Origin of the sequence: Dermabacter sp. HSID17554 (assembly GCF_003989295.1) — a bacterium.
Classification (GTDB): Bacteria; Actinomycetota; Actinomycetes; order Actinomycetales; family Dermabacteraceae; genus Dermabacter; species Dermabacter vaginalis.
Genome location: NZ_RBLW01000001.1, coordinates 27,717 through 51,662, shown reverse-complemented (window position 1 = coordinate 51,662; position 23,946 = coordinate 27,717). Strand labels below are relative to the sequence as shown.

The window sequence follows — 23,946 nt, the reverse complement described above, 5'->3', positions numbered from 1 at the left end:
GCTGTGAGCACCGTTTCTCTTGTGTCAACAGCGGTTGCTTTAGCGCTCTGCCTCGCACTCACCCTTGCGCTCAGGCGCGCATGGACGATACCAAAGTGGGCTGATCCCGCCGTGGCACTGCTGCGGGCGCTCGTGCAACTCGCGATCCTCGCGAGTGTTCTCAGCATCGCGATTACGCAGGTAAGCTACGTTTTCCTCGCACTGCTCATCATGCTTGGTTTCGGCATTTGGACCTCCTCACGCCGACTCGGGGCCAATGCACGCACGGTCGCGCTCGTCGCAGGGGCCATGACCGCCGCAGTCGCGATCTCCGTGCTCACGGTGTTCCTCACCGGTGCACTCGAGTTCACGGGCCAGAACCTTCTCGCCTTTGGCGGCATTATCACGGGAAATGCGATGAGCGTCGTGACGCTTTCGGGCCGCAGGCTTTCGCAGGACGTCGCTGAGCATTGGGGTGAGATCGAAGGGTGGCTCGGCCTCGGTGCGACAAACCGTCGGGCAGTGCGCGATATTGCCTCGAGGGCGATGAGCGAGGCGCTCATTCCAAACGTTGATCAAACGCGTGTGACGGGCATTGTCACGATGCCGGGGGCATTCGTGGGGGCCGTCTTCGCGGGTGCCTCCCCCCTCGAAGCAGGCCGGTTCCAACTTCTCGTGCTTGCAGGCATCATGGCAACGGGGACGGTCGCGGCGGCGCTCGTGATGTGGGGCTCGGACCCCGTCGCGAGCGGGCGGCCCTCGCGCGCCGTAAGCGAGAAAAAATCCCACCTCGGGTAGGGTTTTTGCATGATGCACACCGAAACACCCGCCCTCATAGGCATCGCCCACGGCAGCCGCAACCCCGCCGCTGCGGTCGCCACCGAGTCACTTGTGGCCAAAGCGGGCGCGATTCTCGGGGTCGAGGCTCACGCGGCGTACCTCGAGGATTTCGCCTCCCCGTCGATTCCAGAGGTGGCGGGCGCGCTTGCCGACCACGGGTACTCCTCGGCGATCGCTGTACCTCTCCTTTTCACTGAGGCCTATCACGCAACCGAGGATGCGCCGAGCGAGCTGCGTGACGCGACGCTCGCCCACGGCCTCGATCTCGTCCAGGCTGACGTGATCGGCACGGGTGAGGATCTCGTCGATGTTCTTGAGACACATCTTGCCGGCACCGAAGATCAAAGCGCACTAGGCGAGATCGTTCTGCTCGCCGTTGGTTCCTCTCGCCCCGGCGCTAATGAAGCGGTGGAGGTGCTCGCGATCGCACTCGCCAAGCGTACGGGCCGGGATGTGCGCGCGCGTTTCGCCACGTGTGCCCCGCGCTTAAACGACCGTCTCGAAGCCGCCACCACGCCGGGCACGGTTCTGCCCCTTTTCACTGCGCCCGGGCTTTTGCTCGATAAGGCACGTGAGCGCGCCACAGGGGCCGGCTGGCAGGTTCTCGCGCACCTCGGCGATGCTCTCGCTCCGATCGTGGCGGCACGCTACGAAACCGCACTGGAAGCGATCAGCGCCCGCGAGGACTGAGCTTCTCCCCCATGAGCTTGACCATCGCCCCAAGGCGCTCGCGCTCAGGGTACAGCGGCACAAGACCCTCGTCTTCGAGAGGTTCGGCGGTGACGTGTCCGACGGCAACCGGACGCACATCGCTGCCGAAGGCTTCGAGGAGCTCCTCGCGAGCACCCATTTCGGCGGCCACCTCACACAACGCCACGACGGCCGGGGCCGCCGTGAACGTCACGGCATCAACCTCGCGAGCGATGATGCTCTTCACGAGATCGTGCACGGGCGTGACGTCTTCCGCGAGCTCCCACCGGTAGGGAGCCACCACATACACTTCACGGTCGCCAAGCGGGGCAAGCGCCTTTTCGGGAACGTAGCCGTGACGCTGAAGGCCCACGGGGCCCTCGGCAATACCGAGGTCGAGGGCGAGTTCGACCATCGACGTGCTCGTTTCCTTTTCACTGCTCGGCGCGTCGGGAAGGCCCCACTTACGAACCGCGCCGCGCCCTTTGGCGCCGCGGCAAATGATCTGAGTTGACGAGAGGTAGTCGAGAACCTGCTGCTTGAGGGGCTCGTCGAGAATCTGGAGCCACGAGTTGATGCCCTGCCCGGTCGTCACGAAAAACGTGGGCGGCGCCGCCTCGAGCAGAGCGCGGGTCTCGTCGATGAGGGCGGTATCGTCTTCTACCGGCACGATCCGCATCGTTGGGGCATGTACGGTCCTCGCACCAGCTCGCTCAAGAGCGGCGATCTGGTCGTTGGCACGGCGTGCCGCGGTCACGGCCACGCGAAGGCCCTCGAGGGGACGCTCGTGAGAGTCAATCGGGCTCGTGGGGTTGGGGTGACTCACGCGAGTTCCTCTCCTTCGGTAGGGGTATCGGTGCGGGATTCGATGATTTCTGCCGACGCTTCCCTGACGTTTACGACGTCGCCTATGACGATGACCGCGGGATTCGTGACGCCTCGGGCGCGCGCCTCGTCGATCGCGGCGCCGAGGGTTGTAAAAGTGTGCCGTTCGTTCGCGGTGTACCCCTGCTCGAGGAGTGCAACGCCCGTAGAATCGGGCAGGCCGGCCTTTCGAAGCCCCGCGACGGTTGAGGGGAAGGTCGCGACTCCCATGAGGATCACGATGGTGCTTCCAAGAGACACGAGAGAAGAGAGTTCGGCCTGGTTGAAGGGCTGATGGCCCGACATGATCGTGACGGCGCGCGTGACCTCACGATACGTCGCTGAAACTCCCGCGTGTGCGGGAACGCTCAGGGCGCTCGTCAGGCCGGGAACAACGTCGACTCGGATCCCCTGTTCCGCGAGGAACCGCCACTCTTCGCCACCGCGCCCGAAAATAAACGGATCGCCGCCCTTGAGACGCACAACCCGCGCACCCGCGCGGGCGAAAGCCAGCATGGTCTCGTTGATCGAATGTTGCGACATTTTGTGGCGGCCCGGGGCTTTACCCACATCGATCACGAGGGCGGCGGGCGCGAAGTCCACAACGTTCAGTGCAATCCCAAGCCGATCAAGAAGAACGACGTCGGCACGCGCAATCGCGGTAAGTGCGGCCACGGTCAGGAGGCTCGGATCTCCTGGGCCACCGCCTACGAGCGTCACAACGCCGGCGGGATTCTCCCCATTTTCCGACGGTTCCTCAGCCTCATGGAGCGCAATCTTCTCGGCGTGGGGCGCACAAGCGTCGGAGCTGATCTCCCCACGTAGCTCCGCCGCCCACTGGAGGGCAAGGTTCTCAAGCCCGTGCTCCCTCGCAAGCCGATCGAACCCGTGCGCTCGATCGCGAGCGCGCGAATCGCCGATGTAGACCGTAGCGCCCTCAAGCGCGAGGGCTTGCGCCGCCCGCCAGCTGGCGGGGCCGCGATGATCGGAAAGATCCACGACGCGGCCCTGCCATCGGTGGGCTACTGAGAGAGCAGAAGCCTTCACGAAGTTACTTGCGCTCGAGAACCTGCGCGGCGGGAACCTCCTGGCCGTGGGCATCGCGGAAGGAAATCACCGGGCCAGAGATCAGTACCTGTTCACGCTCTTCGAGGGTGGCCGGGCGGTTCTGATCGCGCATCGGCACGCGCGCGAACAGCGGATCCGGGGTCTCGGGGGCGTTGATGAAGGACCGGAAGCGCGAGAGCTTCTCGGGATCCTTCACGGCCTCGACCCACTCGTCCTTGTGGTTGTCCACGAACTTCTGCATCTCGTGTTCCCACTGCTCGCCCATGCCGAGCGAATCCTCGAGCACAGCTTCCTTGACGTGGTCGATGCCGCGGGCCTCAACCCACGATGCGGTCCGCTGAAGCTTATCGGCATCCGAGATGTAGTACATGAGGAAGCGGTCAACGTACTTCACGAGTTCTTCGTCACTCAGGTCGTGCGCGAATTCGTCGGCGTGGCGCGGGGTAAAGCCACCGTTGCCGCCTACGTAAAGGTTCCAGCCCTTATCGGTCGCGATCACGCCGATGTCCTTGCCGCGGGCCTCAGCACACTCACGTGCACACCCCGATACGCCGAGCTTGAACTTGTGGGGCGAACGAAGCCCCTTGTAGCGGTTCTCAAGAAGCACGGCCATGCCAACCGAATCCTGCTGACCGAAACGGCACCAGTCCGTTCCCACGCAGCTCTTGACTGCGCGAAGGCTCTTGCCGTAGGCCTGGCCCGACTCGAAGCCGGCCTCGACGAGGCGGGTCCAAATGTTCGGGAGCTGCTCGAGGCGGGCACCAAAAAGGCCGATGCGCTGAGCGCCCGTGATCTTGGTGTAAAGGTTGAAGTCACGCGCAACTTCGGCGAGAACCACGAGGGCTTCGGGGTTCACTTCGCCACCGGGCATGCGCGGGATCACCGAATAGGTGCCATCCTTCTGCATGTTCGCGATGAAGCGATCGTTCGTGTCCTGAAGCTCCTGGAGGCCCCTGCCGAGAATGTAGTCATCGCGGAGCGACGCAAGAATCGACGCCACGACCGGCTTACACACGTCGCAGCCGTTGCCCTGACCGTAGCGACCGATCACCTCGGGGAAGCTCTTGAGGTCGTGTTCTTTCACGATCTGGAACAGTTCGGCGCGGGGCATCGAGAAGTGCTCACAGAGGCCGCGCGACATGGCAATGCCCGACTTTGCGAGTTCGTTGCCGAGAATCTTGGTCAGGAGAGGAACACACGAGCCACACTGCGTGCCTGCCGTGGTCGCCGCTTTGATTGAGGGAATATCGTGGCACGCTTCGGCGAAGTCGCCCTCACCGTTGATCGCTGCCTTGATGGTGCCCGCGGAGATGTTGTTGCACGAGCAGACGATGACGTCGTCGGGCATGTCGCCCGAGTCGGGTACCTCGCCGCCACCCGCAGCGAGGTAAGCGGCGGGATCGCCCGGGAGCTCGCGACCAATGTAGGCGCGAAGCGTCGAGTAGTTCGAGGCATCACCCACGAGGATGCCACCGCGTAGAACGGCTGCATCGGGGCTCATCACGAGGCGCTGGTAGATGCCGCGGGTGGGATCGGCGTAGACCACATCGAGCGAATCCTTTTCAGCGCCCTTCGCGTCGCCGAAGCTGGCAACGTCGATGCCGGAAAGCTTGAGTTTGGTTGAGCCGTCGATCTCGCCGAAGAGCTTGTCGCCTCCAAGGAGCTGATCGGCAACAACCTCGGCCATCGTGTTCGCGGGAGCCACGAGGCCAATTGTTCGGCCTTCCATCGCGGCGCATTCGCCGATCGCCCACACGTGCTCAACGGAGGTGCGGCAGTCCTGGCCAACCATGATGCCGCCGCGCGGCCCCATTTCGAAGCCGTTGACTTTGCCGAGCTCGTCGCGAGGGCGGATGCCCACGGCGAGACACACGAGGTCGGCATCGAGTTCTGTGCCGTCGGAAAGCTTGACGCCGCGCACGTTCGAGGCGGCGGCGTTGATTGCTTCCTCGTCTGCTGTATTGCCCTTGCGGTACTCCACGCGCGGGAGCACCTGTTCGAGGCTCACACCCGTGTGCAGCACGATGCCGCGCTGCTCGATGAGACGATTGAGGAGGTTGCCACCACCCTCGTCGAGCTGAGCAGGCATAAGCCAGCCCGCGAGCTCAACCAGGTGCACTTCGTAGCCTTCGCTTGCGAGACCGCCGGCAGCCTCGAGGCCGAGCAAACCGCCACCGAGAACAACTGCCTTGCCCGTGCGCTTATCGTCGTTTCGTAGCCCTTCGACGGTTGCACTCATGCCGTCAACGTCATCAACGGTGCGGTACACAAAAACACCCTTCGTGTCCCAGCCGCTAATGGGCGGGGTGAAGGCGTTCGAACCGGTCGCGAGCACGAGCTCGTCGTAGCCGTAGACCGTGCCGGAAGACGTACGCACGAGTTTCGCGTCGGGTTCAATGGAGTTCACGCGGTCGCCAAGGCGCAGGTCAATGTGCGGATCTTCCCACAGCGAGCGATCACCGAGGGTCAGGTCGTAGCTCTTATCCCATCGCTTCGCGAGGTTCACGCGATCGTAGGGCTCGACCTTCTCTTCCGAGATGACGGTGATCTTGTAGGCGCCGGCTTTGTCGCGCGACTGCATCGTTTCAGCGAATCGCTGAGCCGCAGGCCCGCCGCCCACAACGACGACGTGCTTGACGAGGGTTTCCTCGCTAGCGGTTTCAGAGTTGGGGGCAACGTCGGTAGTGCTCACGGCAGCTCCTACTTCAAGGCTAAGGGGTGTAGACGTCTGTCCACCCTACACAAAATCATTCCTCATTTTCGAGTACAGTGGAGGCCATAAGCGAGGGATTTTTCGCGCCAGTCCACACGAGCACCCCGAGGGGCTTTGGTCCGCGAAAACGCCGGCCTCACGTCGTACCGGTCGCGCTCCCCCGCCTTCGACACTGCCCGCCACTTGACCGACAAGCGAGGACACCCATGAGCAACTGGCAGAGCATCTGCAAAGAGAGCGACATCAACCAGGACCTGCCCGAAGCCGCACTCTTCGGCACCGAACAGGTTGCCGTGGTGAAGGCGTGGGACGGCAAGATCTACGTGGTCTCGAATGTGGATCCGCGCACCCAGCAGGGCGTCATGTCGCGCGGCATCGTGGGTGACCGCACCGTGGAAGGCACTTCACGTGCAACCCTCGCGAGCCCCATCTACAAAGAGGTCTACGATCTCGAAACCGGCAAATGCTACGGGAGCGATGCCTACGTTCTGCCCGTCTACGACTCGCGCGTGAGTGACGGCGTGATCGAGGTGGACCTCGATTCGAAAAACCCCGCCTAGCCTCACCTCCTCTTAAAAGGTCGCAGTGTGAGCGCGGCGACCGTCGGCATCAAAAACACCCGAGGTGCCCCTGCGCGGCGACGTCATGAGGTGAGTATCGACGATCCCGATCGCCTCCATCAAAGCGAAACAGGTCGTGGGCCCTACGAACGAGAACCCTCGCGCTTTGAGATCTTTCGACATTCGTGTCGAGGTCTGATCGTGCGAGGGGATCTCTTCCAACGCCCGAGGAGCGTAGGTTTCCTCGGGAACATACCCCCACAAAAACCCCGCGAGATCGGTGCCCTCCTCTCGCAGCGCCCGAGCGGCTCGCGCGTTGCCGATGGTCGCCTCGATTTTCCGACGGTTGCGGATGATCCGCCGATCCTCCATGAGGCGCTCGATATCGCTCACCCCCATAGCGGCGACCTGGTCGACCGTGAATTGATGGAAGACCTCGCGGAAAGCCTCGCGCTTGCCCAGAATCGTTTTCCACGACAGCCCGCATTGAAAGACTTCGAGGCTTAGGCGTTCGAAAACGCCCTGTTCATCGGTGACGGGCATTCCCCACTCGGTGAGGTAGTAGTTCTCCATGAGCGGGCTTGCGCTCGCCCAGCTCGGTAACTGCTTGACTGTGCTGTTCATAAGGCGAGGCTAACGGCCTTCCCTCAACGTAGTGGAACGTCATGTGTCTTTGTGGAGGGCACGTCTTTGTGAAGCTTTAGCCGCTAGGTGCATAAAAGCGGGCCCCACCGTGTCGGTGGGGCCCGCCTCAGACGCCTTATACGCGGGGCTTACTTGCCCTGTTTCGCCTGCTGCTCTTCGTAGGCCTTGCGGACCTCGTCCATGTTGAGGCCGCGCACCTGCGAAATAAGCGAATCGAGATCAGCCTGGCGAAGTGCACCGGGCTGGCCGAAAACGGGGATGCCGTCACGGTAGGCCACGATCGTGGGGATCGAGGTCGCACCGTACTGCATCTGGAGTTCGGTCTGGTCCTCGGTGTCGACCTTCGCGAAGGTGAGATCGGGGTTGTCCTCCGAGGCCTTCTCAAAGATGGGCGCGAAGCGCTGGCAAGGGCCGCACCACTCCGCCCAGAAGTCGATGAAAACGATCCCGTCTTTAACGAGTTCGTCGTGATTGTCCTTGGTCATTTCTACGGTAGCCATGTTCCATCCAACTCTCTGATCGGTTCACTTATTTCCGTTTAGTTGCCCGGCGTGGCCGCTACCACACGGGCGGACATATCGTCCTCCGGCGGCTGCCAGGTGTGTGCGTCGGCGGCGGCTTGTTCGCCGGTGCGGATGTCCTTCACTTCGCCCGCGCCCCCCTCGGCGGGGAAGAACACGAACGGAATGCCGCGACGGTCCGCATACTTGATCTGCTTACCAAATTTTGCCGCGCTCGGCGCGATCTCGGCGGAAATGCCGCGCGAGCGCAGAACGCGAGCGACCTCGACGCTTGCCACTCGGTGCTCCTCATCCGTGACGGCCACGAGCACGACGGTCGGTACGGCCCTCGGGGCCGTCACGAGCGAACGCGTCACGAGCCTTGATACGAGACGTGAAAGACCGATCGAGAGGCCAACGCCCGGATACGAGTGGCGGTTGTCGGTCGCGAGCGTGTCATAACGGCCGCCAGAGCAGATCGAGCCAAGATCCTCATGGCCCTCCACGAACGTTTCGAACACCGTGCCCGTGTAGTAGTCGAGCCCACGCGCGATCGAAAGATCCGCAATGCATGCGCCCGGCACCGAAGAGTTAACGGTGCGGATCACGAAGCTCAGTTCCTCGAGTGCGTTCGTGATGTCGTCGCTCGAGACCCCGAGCGCCCCAACCTTGTCGGCGAGATCCTCGTGAGTCGCCTTGATACTCGCGAAGGCAAGGCAGGCGTCGGCCTGCTCTTCGCTTGCCCCCACCTGTTCGATGAGGAGCTTGCGCACCTCCGCTTCACCCACCTTTGCGAGTTTGTCGAGTTGGCGCAAAACGCCCTCGATATCGCTCAGGCCAAGCGCTTCAAAAACCCCCTGCGAGAGCTTGCGATTGTTAATCGAGATGGTGAAACCGGGAATCGGAAGCTTGCCAAGCACTTCGGCCATGACGATCGCGACGTCGGCATCCATGTGCGACGGCAGAGTATCCTGCCCGATGATGTCGATGTCGGCCTGGTAAAACTCCCGAAAGCGACCGTCTTGGGGGCGCTCGCCGCGCCACACCTTCTGGATCTGGTAGCGGCGGAACGGGAACGCAAGGTCGTTCTGGTGCTCAAGCACGTAGCGCGCGAGCGGAACGGTGAGGTCAAAGTGAAGGCCGAGTTTTTGGCTTTCCTTTTCTCTCTCCTCCTCTTCAGCCTGAAGGCGTGAGATCAGGTAGACCTCTTTGCTGGTCTCGCCCTTACGGAGGAGCTGATCGAGAGGCTCAACCGCACGCGTTTCGATGTTGGAGAAGCCATGCAGCTCGGCAACCTCGCGGAACGTGTCCATCACGTGCTGCTCGATTCGGCGTTCGGCGGGAAGCCATTCGGGGAATCCGGAAAGTGGCGTCACTTTCGCCATGGGCACTTCTCCTTTTGCGGTCGTGGTGTCGTGTGCGCGAAACCCGCTTTAGAAAGCGGTGCGCAGGTATCCATTATCGGCAAGTTCATCGCGGAAGGTGCTGAGCGGGCCGTGCCCCGGCACGATCACGGCTTCAGCGTGCTCAAGCGCGAACGCACGAAGCTTGGTGAGCGAGGCTTTCATGTCCTCGGCATTGCCACCCGGAAGATCGGTGCGACCAATCGTGCCTTTGAACAGCACGTCGCCCGTGAACGCAAGCGCGGGTGCGGTCATCGCGCGCGGCGTGACACCAACGAGTGGATTGATCTGCACCTCACCGTCGAAAAAGTAGAGTGTCGACCCTTCGGTGTGGCCGGGGTAGGAGTGCGCGACGAGGCGAAGGGTCCCAGCTTCGAGGACGTCACCATCGGCGAGGGCATGTACTGCCCGAGGCTTCGTCCATCCACGCTCGTCCCAGCGGGGGCGAATGTGATGCGTAAAGGCCGACGGTAGCTGGCCCAAGGGGTTCTCAAGCCTGTATTCATCCGCTTTGCCCACGTACACGGGTACGCCGTACGTCTCGGCAAGCAGCGACACATCGGCGACGTGATCGAGGTGGCCGTGGGAAACGAGGATCGCGCGAAGTTCACGGTCATTCTTCTCGAGCAGCGCACTCACCTCTTTCGCAACGTCGAGACCGGGATCGACGAGGAGCGCATCGCGGTCGTTGTGGAGAAGCGAGCATGTCGCGCTGAGATAAGGGGATACAACAAAATCGAGGGTGGCACGCTCTGCATTCATACTCACCATCGTGCCCCTTTTCCCAGAAAGACACATGAAATTCCGTTAGCAGTGTTATCCGCGATACAGTTTTACGTGATGCCGTGACCCAAGCGCCGCCGTTGGTGCGAGGCAATACGCCCCGCCCCCTGTCCGAGGCACTCCGGTGCCCTCGAATCCTAGGAGAAGCTCGTGAACGAGAACGACCAGAAAACCCCCGAGACCACCGCGCCTGAAACTCCCGAAGCCGTCGAAACACCCAGCACGACCGAAGTGCCCGAGGCTACCGAATCATCCACGGCAACGGAGTCTCCTGAATCCTCGACGAACGGTTCGGAAGCCGAGCTCACGCCTGAGGCCTCCGCCGCAGCCAACGACCTCGAGGCAAAGGACGCATCGGGTAACGCGGCAAAGCCCCAGACACCGAAACCCGCCGCTCCAAAGCCGCAAGCGCCAAGGCCCGGGGCCCCGAAGCCCGGCTCCCCCGCGCAGCTCAAGGGCAAAGCCCCCCGCACTCCCCTGGTGCCCATCGTTCCCACCGCAACGAGCTATGACGACGCCAAGGTCACCGAGGCACTCGCTTACGGTGAGGTCAACGCGGAAGGCACGGTCACGGTGAAAGACGGCACGCAGATCCGCGAGATCGGTACCGTCGAAAAGGGCACCGAGCGCGACAAGGCTCTCACGCCTTTCGCCCACGCATATCTCGACCTGAGCGCGTTTCTCGATGTTGTGGATCAAAAACTCCAGGTCCCCGGGCTCACCCAGGCCGATCTCAATCGCATCCTTGAGCAGATGCGAAAAAACATGAAGGAACCGAAGGTTGTTGGCGATATTCCCGCGCTTCGCGAGCGCGCCCATGAGCTTCGAGAAAAGGCCAAAGAACTGATTGGTGAACTTGAAAAAGCTCGCCTTGAGGCTCGCGAGGAATCGACCAAGAAGCGCACGGCCTTTGTCGAAGGAATCGAGGACCTCGTCGCAACTGATTCGCACCGCATTTCCTGGAAGAAGGCTGCCGCGCGCATGCGTTCGATGGTTCCGGACTGGAAGGAAATGCAGAAGAACGAGGTTTCGCTCGAGCGCGAGGTCGAAGACAAGCTCTGGAAGCGCCTCTCGGCTGCCCGCAGCGAGTTTGACCGCAAGCGGCGCGCCCACTTCAGCGAACTCGATGAGCAGCACGCCGAAGCGGAGAAGATCAAGGCGCGTCTCATTGAGCAGGCCGAGGCGATTCAAGACTCGGAAGATTTCGGCCCCACGGCACGCGAATTCCGCTCGCTGATGGACCAGTGGCGTGCGGCTCCGCGCGGCAACCGCAAGAAAGACGACGCCCAGTGGGCCAAGTTCAAGGCCGCGCAGGATTCGTTTTTCGAGCGCCGTAACGCGGACCTCAAGAAGATCGACGCCGAGCAGTCCGAAAACCTCAAAGTTAAAGAAGGCCTCCTCGCCGAAGCCGAGGCACTCCTGCCCATCACCGACCTCGGCAAAGCAAAAGAACAGTTCCGCTCGATCGAAGACCGCTTCGATGCCGCGGGGCGGGTTCCGCGCAACGCGATGCGCCGCGTCGACGAGCGCATCCGTGCCGTGCGCGCCGCTTTCCAGAAGGCTGAGGACGACGAATGGCGTCGCACCGACCCGCGCACGAAAGCCCGCGTTGAAGGTGCTTCCTCGCAGCTACACGCCGCGATCGCTAGCTACGAGGACGACCTCGAAAAGGCGAAAGCCACAGGCGATGCAAAGAAGATCGAGAAGGCGCAAGCCGCTCTCGATGCGCGGCGTGAATGGCTCGAAGTGATCGAGCGCAGTGCAAAGGATCTCGGCTAAGCTACGGCTCACGAGGTACGCCTCACGCTCCGGAGAGAAAGTTCTCCACAATGAAAGGCGGGGTTCCAGCGGGACCCCGCCTTTCGTGTGACCCTTGAGCCATGACTCGGCACTCACACGCCACAGCGGCACTCGCTCCCCTGCTTCGCGACGCTGCCCGCTCGCCGTTTGCGTTCGAAGCAGGAAACGACCTTCTCGTTTCTCCCGGCGCATCCCTCCCGTTTTACGCACGCGACATACCGCTCGCACCGATTGGAGCCGGCTTTGCCGTCATGCTCACTCACGACATGGGGGTTCGAGAAAGAGCAGCCGCCGTCGGAATAGCCCTTGAGCGCTCTCCCCAGGCTGCGACTGCTCCCGGCGCCGTGCTCGCCGACCACACAGCCGCGTGGGTGTGGTGCGGAGGTGAGCCCCACGAATGCCTCATCGTCGCATCCGAGCGGCACAGCCAAAAACACGAGGGCATCCACCTGCGGAAAATCACCATCACCACGGGAGACGTCGCCTACCCGGCCGGAGTCCCTACCCTCGCGCCTCACCGCGTGTTCGCCGAATTAACGCGTGCGAGCGCCCCGAAGGGCGCGAGCGACTTCGCCGAAAGGCTCGTGGCGCAGGGCTGGGTCACAAGCAGCGACCTCACGAGAATTGCCTTTCGTGCCCGTCGCTCAGGCCGCGGCCGCGGTTATTCAGGTCCACGCACGGGGAGGGCACTCTACAAGCGACTCGCCGTACTCGCGCGAGAGATTGAGGAAAGACTCGAGGCCCACAGCCCAGCGCCGGGCAATCAGAGGGTGGATCCCATCGGTTTGCCGTCGCTCGTCACGCGGTAGGCATCGAACACTCCCGAGACCTTTCGCACCTGCTTGAGCACTGTTCGAAGATGCGACGGATCAGCAAGCTCGAACGAGAACAACGCGATTCCAATCCGATCCGGCAAAGAATGAGCGGAAGCGGAAAGGATATTGACCTCAAGCTCCGAAATCACGTCAGCGAGATCCGTCAGGAGCCGCGCGCGGTCGAGCGCCTCCACCTTGATATGCACGAGGTACGCCTGGTTCGTGGCACCCGACCACCTCACGGGAACAAAACGATCCCCTTGCTGTTCGCGCATTTGAATCGCGTTCGCGCACGCCGCATGATGCACGCTCACGCCGTTGCCACGCGTCACGAAGCCCACGATCTCGTCACCAGGAACGGGCGCACAACACTTGGAAAGCTTCACCCAGAGGTCGCGCTGACCATCAACGACCACTCCCTGATCAGCGTGCGTGGTACGGCGTGGTTTCGCGAGTGCCCTCGAGGGCACGACCGACTCAACGATGTCATCTTGTGCCCCTTCCGCGCCACCAACCTCAGCAACGAGGCGACCCACAATGTTCTCGGCGCTCACATGGTGTTCACCGATCGCCGTGTAAAGGCCATCAACCGAATCGTAGTTGAGGTCTGCAGCGACGTTCGTGAGCATCTCGTGCGTGAGCATCCGTCGAAGAGGAAGGTTCTGCTTGCGCAACTGGAGAGCAAGCTCATCACGTCCGCGCTCGAGGGCTTCCTCGCGTCGCTCCTTCGAGAACCACTGGCGGATCTTCGTGCGCGCACGTGTGGACGCCACAAAGTTAAGCCAATCCTGGCTCGGGCCTGCCCCTTCGGCCTTCGATGTGAACACCTCGACGACGTCGCCAGTGGCGAGCTCCGACTTGAGCGACACGATCTTGCCGTTCACGCGCGCGCTCATCGTGCGGTGCCCGACTTCCGTGTGCACCGCGTAGGCGAAATCTACCGGCGTTGCCCCCTGCGGCAGAGAAACCACGTCGCCCTTCGGGGTGAACACATACACCTCGTTCGAGGCCATCTCGTAACGCAGCGAGTCGAGGAATTCATCCGAATCGGTCGTGTCTCTTTGCCAGTCAAGGAGCTGGCGCAACCACGACATATCCCCACCCACGGCCGCATCCTGGGGTGAATCATCGATTTTCTCCCCGCGAGCGGTCGCCGCCTTGTACTTCCAGTGCGCGGCAACGCCGTACTCGGCGCGCCGGTGCATATCCCACGTACGGATCTGAATTTCGACTGGCTTGCCGCCCGGACCGATCACGGTGGTGTGGAGCGACTGATACAGGTTGAACTTTGGAAGCGCGATGTAGTCCTTGAACCGGCCGGGCATGGGGCTCCAGCGCGCATGAAGAATACCGAGCACCGCGTAGCAATCGCGCACCGTATCCACGAGCACGCGGATTCCCACGAGATCGTAGATGTCGCTGAAGGAACGCCCGCGCACAATCATCTTTTGGTACACCGAGTAATAGTGCTTCGGGCGCCCCGTCACGGTGCCCTCGATGTGTGCCGATTTAATGTCTTCCTGAATCGTGCCGATCACGCCTGCGAGGTATTCCTCGCGCGCCGGGGCGTGCTCAGCCACGAGTGCGACCACCTCGTTGTACAGCTTCGGGTACAGCACCTGGAAGCTCAGGTTCTCGAGTTCCCACTTGATCGCGTTGAGGCCGAGGCGGTGTGCGAGAGGAGCGTAAATCTCGAGTGTTTCCTTCGCCTTGCGTTCGGCGCTCGAACTCGACACGTACTTCCACGTGCGAGCGTTATGAAGGCGATCGGCAAGCTTAATGAGCAGCACGCGAATATCGCGGCTCATCGCGATGATCATCTTGCGGACGGTTTCGGCCTGGGCGGCCTCGCCGTAACGCACCTTGTCGAGTTTGGTCACGCCATCAACCATGACCGCGATCACTTCACCGAAATCCTCGGTCAGTTCCTCGAGCGTGTAGTCGGTGTCTTCAACCGTGTCGTGAAGGAGGGCAGCAGCGAGCACATCGGGCGGGGAGCCCATGCCTGCGAGGATAGTCGCGACCGCAATGGGGTGCGTGATGTAGGGCTCGCCGCTTTTTCGAAACTGCGGGCGATGCCAGTACTCGGCAACCTCGTAGGCCCGATACACGAGGGCGAGATCGGCGTCAGGATGCAGCTCCCTGATCGCTTCGATGAGCGGCACAAGCAGAGGATCATCCTTCGTTCCCCATACGCTACGCGGGCGGGAGTCATCACGATCCGCGTCCATGCCGCTCACCGCCTTCCTCATCGTTGAATCATCCCAGTCTAGAACGTTTTTGCTCACGGCCTGCACCGGGATGCGACTCTTCAGTTCTGAATGCTCCAGACCGTGTGCAAGGGAATATCGCCGAGCTTGTCGCGGCCGCCCAGGCCAAGAAGTTCGATCAGGAAGCTCGCCGCCACAACCTCGGCACCGAGCGACTCCACCAGCTTGATCGTGGCCGCAGCCGTGCCACCAGTTGCCAGAAGATCATCGAGCACGAGCACGCGAGAGCCCTTCGGCACGGCATTCTCAGCGATTTCGATCGTTGCACTGCCGTACTCAAGGTCGTACGTCAGCGACGTGGGCTTACCGGGCAGCTTTCCGGCCTTGCGAACAGGCACGAAGCCCCGATCCATCTCGTACGCGAGCGGTGCCCCGAAGACGAATCCGCGAGCTTCGGTACCGACGATCAGATCCACGTCGCCCGGAACGGTGCTCGCCCAATACTTGATGACGCTCTTCATCGCTTTCGGATCGCGCAGCAGCGGGGTGATGTCGCGAAACAGCACACCGGGCTGTGGGAAGTCCTGATAGAGCCCGATGTGGGTGCGCTCGATCTCGGCGATTTCGGGGGGAACTGGAGTGGTGGTCATGCCGTGGCAACGTCCTTTTCATGTGTGCGCTCAACACGCGCGGTGTGGTTTTTGATGGCTTTCTCGCCCTTGCGCAAGTCCACAAGGAAACTGGGCGCGAGAAAGATGGAGGAATAGGTACCGGCGATGATGCCCACGAAGAGGGCGAGCGAAATGTCCTTGAGAGTGCCGGCACCCAAAATAAATGCGCCGATCACGAGGATCGACCCGACGGGAAGGAGCGCCACGACCGAGGTGTTGATCGAGCGCACGAGGGTTTGGTTGGTAGCGCGGTTCACTAGCGATGCAAAAGTCGCATCCGTTTGCTCCAGGAAGCCCTCGGTATTCTCACGCACCTTGTCGAACACCACCACGGTGTCGTAAAGCGAGTAGCCCAGCACCGTGAGGAAACCGATCACGGTCGCTGGTGTGACCTCGAAGCCGATCGCACCGTAGGCCACAACCGTGAAAAGAAGGTCGTGCATCAGTGCGGCCATTGCCGCAATCGACGACTTCACGTTGCGGAAGTACAGCGCCATCACGATGGTCACGAGGAGCATGAAGATCACGATGCCTTGGATGGCCTTGGCGGTGACATCCCCACCCCAGTTCGGGCCAATGAACGAGCTCGAGACGTCCTCTGCCGGAACGCTATAGGCCTTCGCAAGGTCAGCGCTGAGTGCCTTGGTGGCGTCGGTGGAGAGTTCCTCGGTTTGCACGCGAAGAATGTTGCCGCCCACCTGGGAGATGCGCGGTTCATTCGTGGGGACGTGCTCGCGAACGACGTCACGTGCGAGCGACTGGTCCGGATTTTGCACGTGCGAGATCTGGAATTCGCTCCCGCCCGTAAATTCAATGCCCCAATTGACACCACGCACACCCGTGATGACCGCGAGGATCACGAGGATGGTTGCGGAGGCGAGGTACCACCACTTGCGGCGGGTCACGATGGGAAGCGAACGCTCACCGGAATGCAGTTCGTTGCCGAACGTGGAAAAGCGCGACATCAGCGATCCTCCTTCGGGGTCGTGGTGGGAGCGGAGGAATCCCCGCTCGTCGCTGCGTGCGAGCCAGAGCGCTCAACTAAGGTGTCCGAAGTGTGCGAATCCTCCGCAGCTTCACGAGCAAGCCGCGCCTTTCGCTCGGCGAGCGTTTCAGTTCCGACGCTTGCCGAGCCTTGATCGCCCACTTTCTTCTTGCGGCTCTTCCCGCGCTCCTCAGGGCTGCGGAAGCGCGCGCGTCCGGCATACGCGGGAAGGTCGCGGCCGAGCAGCGCCGGGTCGAGACCCGAGGCCGGGTGCCCCTTGCCGAAGAAATTCGTGCGACCGAGACTCTGAAGAAGAGGGTGGGTGAACAAGAAAACCACGAGAAGGTCGAGGATCGTCGTGAGTCCGAGCGTGAAGGCGAAGCCTCGAACACCGCCAGCACTCACGAGGTAAAGCACGACCGCGGCAATGACGTTGACGGCATCGGAAGCGAGAATCGTGCGCTTCGCGCGATCCCAACCGTGATCAATTGCCGCGACGATTCCGCGGCCATCGCGGATTTCATCACGTACGCGTTCGAAATAGACGATGAACGAGTCGGCGGTGAAGGCGATCGACACGATCAGGCCGGCAACGCCCGCAAGTGACAGGCGGTAGCCGATCTCCGGCATGTTCGACATAAGCGTGATGATCAGGTAGGCGAGCACGCCCATGATGGCGAGTGAGGCAGTCGTGACGATCGAAAGCACACGGTATTGGAAGGCCGCGTAGATCACGACGAGAATGAGGCCGATGAGGCCCGCGATGAGACCCGAAGTGAGCTGATCGGAACCGAGGGTCGCCGAGATCTGCTGCTCGGATTGCACCGTGAACTCGAGCGGAAGCGCACCGAATTTCAATTGGCTGGCGAGTTCCTTCGCCTGATCAGCCGTGAAGTTGCCCGTGATCGTGGACTGTGTTGTGGTGACCGCTTGCACTTGCGGAGCGGAAATCACGAGCGAGTCGAGAACGATACCGAACTGCTGAGTTGCGCCCTGGCCGCCATACAGCGCAGAGCTCATTTCCCCGAAGGCCTTGCCTGCGGCGTCATTGAAAGAGAGGTTGACCGCGTAGTACCCGGTGGCCTGCCCCGCTTGGTTGTGATCAGCACCGGCGTTCGCATCCTTGATGGCCTCACCGGAGACGACAACGGGGCCGAGAATGAGCTTCGAGGTACCGCCAGCCCCGCACGCGACGACTGCCTCGTCGTCACGCCCCGAGATCGTGTGATTGTTGAGAGTATCCGGGTCGGTGCAGTCGAGTTTTGCGAATTCTTCTTGGTCTACGGTGTTCAGCCAAGCTTGGCTCCAGGCCTTCTCACCTTCGTAGGTGTTCACGCCCTCGCTCGAAGAAGACGACTTCTCGCCCCCACCGTCCGATGCCGACGCCACATCCTGGGCAACGGGCCCGAGGGATGCCGCGTCCTGCCCCGAGGTGCCGTCGCTTGCACCACCAGCATCCGAAACCCCCGCATTGGGCCCGACCTGGAGGAGAACGGGCCTAAAGCTCATCGTCGCGGTGCGTCGAAGTGCCTCGCTCGTGGCTTCATCGATTTTTCCGGGAACGTTGACGACGATATTCGTGCCGCCCTGGACGGTGATCTCCGTTTCGGCAACGCCCATCGCATTGACGCGTTGGGAAATGATCTGTCGCGCTTGCTCCATCTGCTCGGAGGTGATGGTCTCGCCGTTGTGAGATTTGGCTTGAAGAATGACCTGGGTTCCGCCTTCGAGGTCGAGCGCGAGTTTCGGGGCGGCCTTCCACCCGTTGTTCGCCACGCCGAAGCCGAGGATGCCCCCGAGGACGAGAATCAGGACGGTGAGCGCCGAAAGCGCTATGCGTCGTGCTGGCATGAACGGTCCTTTATGTCACACGAAGGCGACGCGCGAAGCTTCCGCGCGTCGCCCTTTACGGTTCAGTTTTTGGTGTCGTCCGCGAGGAAGTCCGAGGACTTTTCCGCATCGCTGCGAAGGTCGGCGTCAGAGACCGACGCTTCGTTGCTGCCAGCGGCCGACTGCTCGTTGGCGCTTTCACCGAAGCTCTCGGTGCGCTCAGCGATGGCATTGCGATTCCACTTGAGCTGCGAGCCATCCTCGGTTTCGAGAATGACAGTGTCGCCTTCTTCTTCGACGATCATGCCGTAGAACCCGGAGTGCGTGCGCACTTCATCACCGACGCCGAGGGACCTCACGAGCTCCTGATGCTGCTGAACCCTCTTGCGCTGACCGCGCGACATGAGGAACATCGGTACGGCCATCACGACGAGCATGATGATCAACAAAAACATGGGGTTTTGCACGAGGCGAGCCTTCCATCGGGGGTCACAGTCTCTTCCACTCTACCCGCGCATCGCCCTCAATTTCCCATTCAGGTAAAGCGACCGTCCTCACGTCCGGAAACATCGAAGAGCGTAGAGTCATGCGCCGAATCAGGAGCCGGAGCGTCGAGTTCGAGGTGCCGCCACGCGGCCGGCGTGGCGATCCTTCCGCGCGGAGTACGCCCGAGGAGTCCCTCGCGCACGAGGAACGGTTCCACGACGGTCTCGACGGTTTCTGTTTCCTCGCCCACGGCGATCGCGAGGGTCGAGAGACCGACTGGCCCGCCCCCGAACTTCGTACAAAGCGCATGAAGCACGGCGCGGTCGAGTCGATCAAGCCCGCGAGGATCGACTTCGTACACCGTGAGCGCCTCGAGAGTGGACTCCATCGTGATCGCGCCGCCGCCACGTACTTGGGCATAGTCGCGCACGCGTCTCAAGAGCCGATTGGCGATACGAGGTGTGCCTCGCGAACGAGAAGCAATTTCGTAGGCGCTCTTCGCCTCAATCTCGATCTCCAAACGCGCAGCACTGCGTGCGATCACACGAGACAGTTCCTCGGCAGTGTAGTAGTCAAGGTGCCCCGTGAAACCGAAACGATCGCGAAGAGGCGAGGGCAACATGCCAGCACGCGTCGTTGCCCCGACAGCGGTGAACGGCGGCAATTCGAGTGGAATAGCCGTGGCACCAACGCCTTTCCCCACCACGACATCAACACGGAAATCTTCCATCGCCATGTAAAGCATCTCTTCGGCCGGGCGGGCGAGGCGGTGAATCTCGTCGATGAAGAGCACCTCCCCTTCCTCGAGGGACGACAGAATGGCGGCGAGGTCACCCGCGTGCTGTACTGCCGGACCGGAGGTGATCTTGAGCGGGGAACCGAGCTCGTGGGCGATGATCATCGCGAGAGTCGTTTTACCGAGCCCAGGAGGCCCCGAAAGGAGCATGTGCTCGGGCGGCGTTCCGCGCATCGAAGCGGCGTCGAGAACGAGCGAGAGCTGCTCACGCACCTTCTTTTGGCCCACGAAGTCCGCAAGTTCTCTCGGCCTCAGTGCGCCCTCGGCGGCGCGGTCGAGCGCACCGGCCTCGGCACCGATAATCCGCTGGAGGGTCTCGTTCGACTCTTCGCTCTCGCCGTTCACATGTGAATGCTCGATCATGCACGGCCACCTAGATGACGCAGGGCAAGGCGCAACAGCACGCCCGAATCAAGGTTCGCACTCGAGCCCTTCTCGTTCTCCTCGTAAGTCGCAAGCACCGCTTCGACAGCTTCACGCGCGCCTTTCTCGGGCCAACCAAGGCCTTGGAGCCCCTGCACGACGTCCTTTGCCGCACGTGTCTCAAGAACCGATTCTTGCGCGGGATTTGCTTCCAAAGGTGCAGGCTCCCCGCCCGCTTTGGGACTCGAGGCGAAAGGAGCGACCTTATCTTTCAGTTCGAGCACCATGCGCTGCGCGCCCTTCTTGCCAATGCCCGGGACCGACGTGAGGGTCTTCACATCCTCATCGAGCACCGCACGCGCAAATCGAGAGGGATCCATGACCGCGAGCACGGCAATGGCGATGCGCGGCCCGATCCCCGAGACGGATTGAATCGTACGAAAGAGGTCGGTTTCATCCTTCGTGAGGAAACCGTAGAGGGTCATCGAATCCTCGCGCACCACAAGCTCGGTGTGCACGAGAACCTCTTGCCCCGTGCGGACGGCGGAAAGAGTTTGAGGTGAGGTGTTCACCAAGTAGCCAACACCGCCGACATCAAGCACGAACGAATCGAGAGCGATGGCGCTCACGGCGCCGCGAAGGGAAGCAATCACGCCCACGATTTTAGAACACGCGTACGACTACAGACGGGAGGTCGACTTCTCCTGGGCGCGTCGAGCCTTCCGCTCGGCTTCAGCCCACTGAGCTTGGGCACTCGTGCGCCGGGCACCGTCGGACCCTAACTTGACCGGTCCAGAACCGCGCCACAGTTGCGTAATGGCGATCGCCACCGCATCCGCGGCATCGGCCGGTTTCGGCGGCGCGTCAAGCCTCAGAATTTTGTGCACCATGTTCTGGATTTGCGCCTTATCCGCGCGGCCATTGCCAGTGATCGCACGTTTAACCTCGGAAGGAGTATGCATCGCGACCGGAATCCCCCGCTCGGCGGCAAGCACGATCGCGAGGCCCGACACCTGCGCCGTCCCCATGACCGTCGAGACGTTATTCTGCGAAAACACGCGCTCGATCGCCACCATGTCGGGGGCATACTGCTCGATCACGTGTGTAAGCCCGCGGTAAATCTCGAGGAGACGTAAATCCACCCCCTGGCCCCTGTTCGAGGTAATGACCCCCACGCCCTCGAGGCGCACGGCGCGGGCGGGGCCGCCATCGACAACCCCGAACCCGCACCGGGTGAGACCGGGATCAATACCCAGGACTCGCATCAAAGCCCCCGACGGAGGAACTATTCAGCCGCGAGCTGTGCGGCCACGTCCTCGGGAATGTCGAGGTTCGAGTACACGTTCTGCACGTCGTCGCTATCCTCGAGGGCATCGATGAGGCGAAGCACTTTGTGGGCGCCCTCGAGATCAACAGCCGTACGCATGGTCGGCACGAACGACGCTTCTGCACTCTCGTAGTCGACCCCGGCCTCCTGGAGTGCCTTACGGACGTTCACGAAGTCGGTGGCCTCCGAAATAATCTCGAAAACCTCGCCCTCGTCATTGATTTCCTCCGCGCCCGCATCGAGCACGATCTCAAGAAGCTCGTCTTCGGTGTGACCGGCTTTCGCCACGGTGACAACGCCCTTGCGGTGGAAAAGGTAAGACACCGAGCCGGAGTCAGCCATGTTCCCGCCATTGCGGGTGAACGCCACGCGCACCTCGGACACGGCGCGGTTTTTATTGTCGGTGAGACATTCGACGAGGAGCGCAACGCCGCCGGGTGCATAACCCTCGTACATGAGGGTTTCGTAGTTCACGCCCGCGCCGTCGAGGCCGCCGCCGCGCTTGACCGCTCGATCGATGTTGTCGTTCGGAACGGAGCTCTTCTTTGCCTTCTGGATGGCGTCGTAAAGCGTCGGGTTACCGGCGGGGTCGGGGCCGCCAATGCGCGCCGCAACTTCAATGTTCTTGATGAGCTTCGCGAAGAGCTTGGAACGCTTGGCGTCAATCGCCGCTTTCTTGTGCTTCGTCGTTGCCCATTTAGAGTGACCTGACATCGGTTTCCCTCATTCGTCGTCAATTATCGCTGAATCATTGTACGCGCCGGTACGACGGGAGTCGTCAGCGCAGCTATCACACGGCGCGTTTCGGTGAGTTGCGAAAGCAACAGTGCCTCGGATTCCTTGATTCTCGAGGACGTGTGTCCCGCAACTGCCGCCTGCCTCTGGGCTGCGAGCCGAAGCGCAAGGCTCTGGAACTCCGCCATGGTCCACGTCGCTACAGCACCAAAACTAGACGCCCACGCCTTCGCACGTCGCCGCCCGCGCAAGCTCACGAGCATATCGACCTCACTCGGAGTGAACCATCCCGCGCGCCCGTATTCCGAAAGCCGCCTTCGGAGCATACGTTTCTCACGCCACCGAAGGAAGACCATGACCAGAACAAACGTGAGGAAAATTGGCACTTCAATCACGGCGTACCAAAAGAGCAACTCTTTGAGGCTCGTCACGCCATTGAGCGCGAGGAGCATCGAGCCGCCATTCCACAGGGCGTGAAGCCCCATGCCAAGACCGAGACCGCCTGCTCCCAAGAAGAAGTAGAGCGGAAGGCTGCGCCTCTGTGCCGCGATGCCAATGCCCAAACCTACGAGCGAGGTAAAGGAGGCGTGTGCGAACGGCGAAAGCAGGCCGCGCATAAAAAATGTTTGCCAGAATACGGTCGAGTTCCCCATCACCTGAGCCTCGGCGAAAGACCGCGCAAAATAGGTGATGTTCTCAGTGAAAGCGAAGCCGGCCGCGATCAGTACCGCGTAGATCACGCCATCGATCGTTCCCGAGATGTACCGCCTGCCGAAGAGGAGCAGCAGTACGAGACCAAACGCCTTCGTTGTTTCCTCCACAACCGGCGCCTGGAATGCCACCGAGAGAAACTCCTGAGCAGTGGCATCCTGGGTTTGGAGCGCGATGATGATCACCACGGCGGTGCCGAAGATGTAGGTGAGCGAGATCGAGCCGATCGCCCCCCATAGAAAGGCGTAGGCCATCGTGAAGCGCGGTTGAGGGGTCGTTCGGTCAAGCCACCACACGGCGAAAAGCACGATGCCAAAGGGCACAAGCGCAGCCGTGAGCGAGACGAGGCTTGTGCCGATCCCAAGCGGCACAATCACTAGCAGGAAAAGAGCTGCTGCGGCAAACGCGAGAACAGCGAAGGCAAGGGTAAAGATGACCCACGTGGCGAACTTTCCGCGCTTCTTTTTTTGCTGCTCTCGCTCGGCAAACGACGGCATGACATGTGCAAGATCCGCGGGGATTTCACGCTCCACGTCGTACCCGTACCCGAGCGCCTTTCCAGTAGTGCTCACGTGCGCTCCTTCGTGCCTTTCTCCCCCGCTGCGGGCCACGCGGCGGCAAACATCTCGCGAGTCTGCGAGAGCAAGAAGGGCAAAGCCTTCGTGCGCCCCACGATCGGGAGGAAGTTCGCATCACCGAGCCAGCGAGGCACCACGTGCTGGTGCAGATGCGCGGCGATGCCGGCACCGGCAACCTCGCCCTGATTCATTCCAAGGTTGAAGCCCGCGGGCTTCGAGACCGCTCGCACCACGCTCATGGCGGTGCGCGTCAGTTCCGCAATCTCCGTGTACTCTTCCCGCGTTAATCCGGTGTAGTCGCTCACGTGACGATACGGGCACACGAGCAGATGCCCCGAGTTGTAGGGGAACAGGTTGAGGATCACAAACGCGAAGTCGCCTCGGTGAACGATGAGTGCGTCCTCATCGCTCTTGTCCGGCCCCGTGCAAAACGGGCATTCGTCGGTAGCCTCCGCGCTCGAGGGTTTGCCCTCCCCCTGAATGTACGCCACGCGGTGCGGTGTCCACAGGCGCTGGAGGGAGTCGGGGGTGCCGGCGAAAGCGTGCGCGCTCTCGAAGGCCTGCCCGACTCCGTCCTCGTGCTCTGTGTTCATC

The 23,946-nt window shown here is 61.9% G+C and carries 23 protein-coding genes; 5 read left to right on the top strand and 18 right to left on the bottom strand.

Going from position 1 to position 23,946, the window contains the following annotated elements; all coding sequences use genetic code 11:
• Window positions 1–3: 3 nt before the first annotated feature.
• Both D8M36_RS00255 and D8M36_RS00250 read left to right on the top strand, forming a co-directional pair.
• Window positions 4–777 (top strand): ABC transporter permease, encoded by a 774-nt coding sequence (locus D8M36_RS00255; protein ID WP_126845830.1) that lies wholly within the window; start codon window positions 4–6, stop codon window positions 775–777.
• A 9-nt stretch (window positions 778–786) separates the two neighbouring features.
• Window positions 787–1,509, top strand: a complete 723-nt coding sequence (locus tag D8M36_RS00250; RefSeq protein WP_126845828.1) for a sirohydrochlorin chelatase — start codon at window positions 787–789, stop codon at window positions 1,507–1,509.
• On the opposite strand, the gene D8M36_RS00245 is transcribed toward D8M36_RS00250, so the two are convergent.
• The 3 genes from D8M36_RS00245 to nirB are packed head-to-tail and all read right to left on the bottom strand — an operon-like array spanning window position 1,490 to window position 6,133.
• On the bottom strand, window positions 1,490–2,335 hold the full coding sequence (locus D8M36_RS00245) for a uroporphyrinogen-III synthase (protein ID WP_126845826.1): 846 nt from the start codon (window positions 2,333–2,335) through the stop codon (window positions 1,490–1,492). The genes D8M36_RS00250 and D8M36_RS00245 overlap by 20 nt on opposite strands.
• Window positions 2,332–3,420 (bottom strand): uroporphyrinogen-III C-methyltransferase, encoded by a 1,089-nt coding sequence (gene cobA, locus D8M36_RS00240; protein ID WP_161970169.1) that lies wholly within the window; start codon window positions 3,418–3,420, stop codon window positions 2,332–2,334. Before cobA ends, D8M36_RS00245 begins: the two co-directional genes overlap by 4 nt.
• Before the next feature lie 4 nt (window positions 3,421–3,424).
• Complete coding sequence (nirB, locus tag D8M36_RS00235; protein ID WP_126845822.1) at window positions 3,425–6,133, bottom strand: nitrite reductase large subunit NirB; 2,709 nt, start codon at window positions 6,131–6,133, stop codon at window positions 3,425–3,427.
• Between the two features lie 227 nt (window positions 6,134–6,360).
• Between nirB and nirD the strand changes: the two genes are divergently transcribed.
• On the top strand, window positions 6,361–6,714 hold the full coding sequence (nirD, locus tag D8M36_RS00230; protein ID WP_126845820.1) for a nitrite reductase small subunit NirD: 354 nt from the start codon (window positions 6,361–6,363) through the stop codon (window positions 6,712–6,714).
• A 12-nt stretch (window positions 6,715–6,726) separates the two neighbouring features.
• Here the strand turns inward: nirD and D8M36_RS00225 are convergent, their stop codons facing one another.
• The 4 genes from D8M36_RS00225 to D8M36_RS00210 form a co-directional block, all read right to left on the bottom strand.
• On the bottom strand, window positions 6,727–7,338 hold the full coding sequence (locus D8M36_RS00225; protein ID WP_126845818.1) for a DNA-3-methyladenine glycosylase I: 612 nt from the start codon (window positions 7,336–7,338) through the stop codon (window positions 6,727–6,729).
• A gap of 149 nt (window positions 7,339–7,487) precedes the next feature.
• Window positions 7,488–7,859 carry a thioredoxin family protein gene (locus D8M36_RS00220; protein ID WP_126845816.1) on the bottom strand — a complete coding sequence of 124 codons (372 nt, stop codon included), beginning with the start codon at window positions 7,857–7,859 and terminating at the stop codon, window positions 7,488–7,490.
• Window positions 7,860–7,897: 38 nt separating this feature from the next.
• A complete protein-coding gene (gene hisS, locus D8M36_RS00215) occupies window positions 7,898–9,244 on the bottom strand; it encodes a histidine--tRNA ligase (protein WP_126845815.1) in 1,347 nt (448 codons plus the stop codon).
• A 48-nt stretch (window positions 9,245–9,292) separates the two neighbouring features.
• On the bottom strand, window positions 9,293–10,024 hold the full coding sequence (locus D8M36_RS00210; protein ID WP_161970168.1) for an MBL fold metallo-hydrolase: 732 nt from the start codon (window positions 10,022–10,024) through the stop codon (window positions 9,293–9,295).
• 171 nt (window positions 10,025–10,195) lie between these two features.
• On the opposite strand from D8M36_RS00210, the gene D8M36_RS00205 reads away from it, so the two are divergent.
• Window positions 10,196–11,824, top strand: coding sequence for a DUF349 domain-containing protein (locus D8M36_RS00205; protein WP_126845812.1), 1,629 nt, complete (start codon window positions 10,196–10,198; stop codon window positions 11,822–11,824).
• A 101-nt stretch (window positions 11,825–11,925) separates the two neighbouring features.
• The gene (locus D8M36_RS00200; protein WP_126845810.1) at window positions 11,926–12,654 is read left to right on the top strand and encodes a hypothetical protein; all 729 of its coding nucleotides are present in this window, start codon (window positions 11,926–11,928) and stop codon (window positions 12,652–12,654) included.
• On the opposite strand, the gene D8M36_RS00195 is transcribed toward D8M36_RS00200, so the two are convergent.
• From D8M36_RS00195 to D8M36_RS00145, 11 genes are all read right to left on the bottom strand, one after another.
• Entirely contained in the window at window positions 12,609–14,891 is a 2,283-nt protein-coding gene (locus tag D8M36_RS00195) for a RelA/SpoT family protein (RefSeq protein WP_126845808.1), read from the bottom strand. The genes D8M36_RS00200 and D8M36_RS00195 overlap by 46 nt on opposite strands.
• Before the next feature lie 80 nt (window positions 14,892–14,971).
• Window positions 14,972–15,520, bottom strand: a complete 549-nt coding sequence (locus tag D8M36_RS00190; protein WP_074296935.1) for an adenine phosphoribosyltransferase — start codon at window positions 15,518–15,520, stop codon at window positions 14,972–14,974.
• Window positions 15,517–16,506: a protein translocase subunit SecF gene (gene secF / locus D8M36_RS00185; RefSeq protein ID WP_126845806.1), complete on the bottom strand. Its 990-nt coding sequence runs from the start codon at window positions 16,504–16,506 to the stop codon at window positions 15,517–15,519. Before secF ends, D8M36_RS00190 begins: the two co-directional genes overlap by 4 nt.
• Window positions 16,506–18,377 (bottom strand): protein translocase subunit SecD, encoded by a 1,872-nt coding sequence (secD, locus tag D8M36_RS00180; RefSeq protein WP_126845804.1) that lies wholly within the window; start codon window positions 18,375–18,377, stop codon window positions 16,506–16,508. The genes secF and secD overlap by 1 nt, the downstream gene beginning before the upstream one ends.
• Before the next feature lie 62 nt (window positions 18,378–18,439).
• Window positions 18,440–18,823 (bottom strand): preprotein translocase subunit YajC, encoded by a 384-nt coding sequence (gene yajC, locus D8M36_RS00175; protein WP_223845674.1) that lies wholly within the window; start codon window positions 18,821–18,823, stop codon window positions 18,440–18,442.
• 68 nt (window positions 18,824–18,891) lie between these two features.
• Window positions 18,892–20,001, bottom strand: a complete 1,110-nt coding sequence (gene ruvB, locus D8M36_RS00170; protein WP_126845803.1) for a Holliday junction branch migration DNA helicase RuvB — start codon at window positions 19,999–20,001, stop codon at window positions 18,892–18,894.
• Window positions 19,998–20,654 (bottom strand): Holliday junction branch migration protein RuvA, encoded by a 657-nt coding sequence (gene ruvA / locus D8M36_RS00165; protein WP_126845801.1) that lies wholly within the window; start codon window positions 20,652–20,654, stop codon window positions 19,998–20,000. Before ruvA ends, ruvB begins: the two co-directional genes overlap by 4 nt.
• 27 nt (window positions 20,655–20,681) lie before the next feature.
• Window positions 20,682–21,266, bottom strand: coding sequence for a crossover junction endodeoxyribonuclease RuvC (gene ruvC, locus D8M36_RS00160; protein ID WP_126845799.1), 585 nt, complete (start codon window positions 21,264–21,266; stop codon window positions 20,682–20,684).
• Window positions 21,267–21,286: 20 nt separating this feature from the next.
• Window positions 21,287–22,042, bottom strand: coding sequence for a YebC/PmpR family DNA-binding transcriptional regulator (locus D8M36_RS00155; RefSeq protein WP_065247691.1), 756 nt, complete (start codon window positions 22,040–22,042; stop codon window positions 21,287–21,289).
• Between the two features lie 23 nt (window positions 22,043–22,065).
• The gene (locus tag D8M36_RS00150; RefSeq protein WP_074296948.1) at window positions 22,066–23,346 is read right to left on the bottom strand and encodes a PrsW family intramembrane metalloprotease; all 1,281 of its coding nucleotides are present in this window, start codon (window positions 23,344–23,346) and stop codon (window positions 22,066–22,068) included.
• Complete coding sequence (locus D8M36_RS00145; protein ID WP_126845797.1) at window positions 23,343–23,945, bottom strand: HIT family protein; 603 nt, start codon at window positions 23,943–23,945, stop codon at window positions 23,343–23,345. The genes D8M36_RS00150 and D8M36_RS00145 overlap by 4 nt, the downstream gene beginning before the upstream one ends.
• Window position 23,946: the final 1 nt, after the last annotated feature.

What these genes read in the sequence shown, in the direction of transcription:
- D8M36_RS00250 (WP_126845828.1), top strand. Translation starts at nt 787, where the DNA reads ATGATGCACACCGAAACACCCGCCCTCATAGGCATCGCCCACGGCAGC.
- nirD (WP_126845820.1), top strand. Translation starts at nt 6,361, where the DNA reads ATGAGCAACTGGCAGAGCATCTGCAAAGAGAGCGACATCAACCAGGAC.
- D8M36_RS00225 (WP_126845818.1), bottom strand. Translation starts at nt 7,338, where the DNA reads ATGAACAGCACAGTCAAGCAGTTACCGAGCTGGGCGAGCGCAAGCCCG.
- D8M36_RS00220 (WP_126845816.1), bottom strand. Translation starts at nt 7,859, where the DNA reads ATGGCTACCGTAGAAATGACCAAGGACAATCACGACGAACTCGTTAAA.
- hisS (WP_126845815.1), bottom strand. Translation starts at nt 9,244, where the DNA reads ATGGCGAAAGTGACGCCACTTTCCGGATTCCCCGAATGGCTTCCCGCC.
- D8M36_RS00210 (WP_161970168.1), bottom strand. Translation starts at nt 10,024, where the DNA reads ATGAATGCAGAGCGTGCCACCCTCGATTTTGTTGTATCCCCTTATCTC.
- D8M36_RS00200 (WP_126845810.1), top strand. Translation starts at nt 11,926, where the DNA reads ATGACTCGGCACTCACACGCCACAGCGGCACTCGCTCCCCTGCTTCGC.
- D8M36_RS00195 (WP_126845808.1), bottom strand. Translation starts at nt 14,891, where the DNA reads ATGGACGCGGATCGTGATGACTCCCGCCCGCGTAGCGTATGGGGAACG.
- D8M36_RS00190 (WP_074296935.1), bottom strand. Translation starts at nt 15,520, where the DNA reads ATGACCACCACTCCAGTTCCCCCCGAAATCGCCGAGATCGAGCGCACC.
- secF (WP_126845806.1), bottom strand. Translation starts at nt 16,506, where the DNA reads ATGTCGCGCTTTTCCACGTTCGGCAACGAACTGCATTCCGGTGAGCGT.
- secD (WP_126845804.1), bottom strand. Translation starts at nt 18,377, where the DNA reads ATGCCAGCACGACGCATAGCGCTTTCGGCGCTCACCGTCCTGATTCTC.
- ruvB (WP_126845803.1), bottom strand. Translation starts at nt 20,001, where the DNA reads ATGATCGAGCATTCACATGTGAACGGCGAGAGCGAAGAGTCGAACGAG.
- ruvC (WP_126845799.1), bottom strand. Translation starts at nt 21,266, where the DNA reads ATGCGAGTCCTGGGTATTGATCCCGGTCTCACCCGGTGCGGGTTCGGG.
- D8M36_RS00155 (WP_065247691.1), bottom strand. Translation starts at nt 22,042, where the DNA reads ATGTCAGGTCACTCTAAATGGGCAACGACGAAGCACAAGAAAGCGGCG.
- D8M36_RS00145 (WP_126845797.1), bottom strand. Translation starts at nt 23,945, where the DNA reads ATGAACACAGAGCACGAGGACGGAGTCGGGCAGGCCTTCGAGAGCGCG.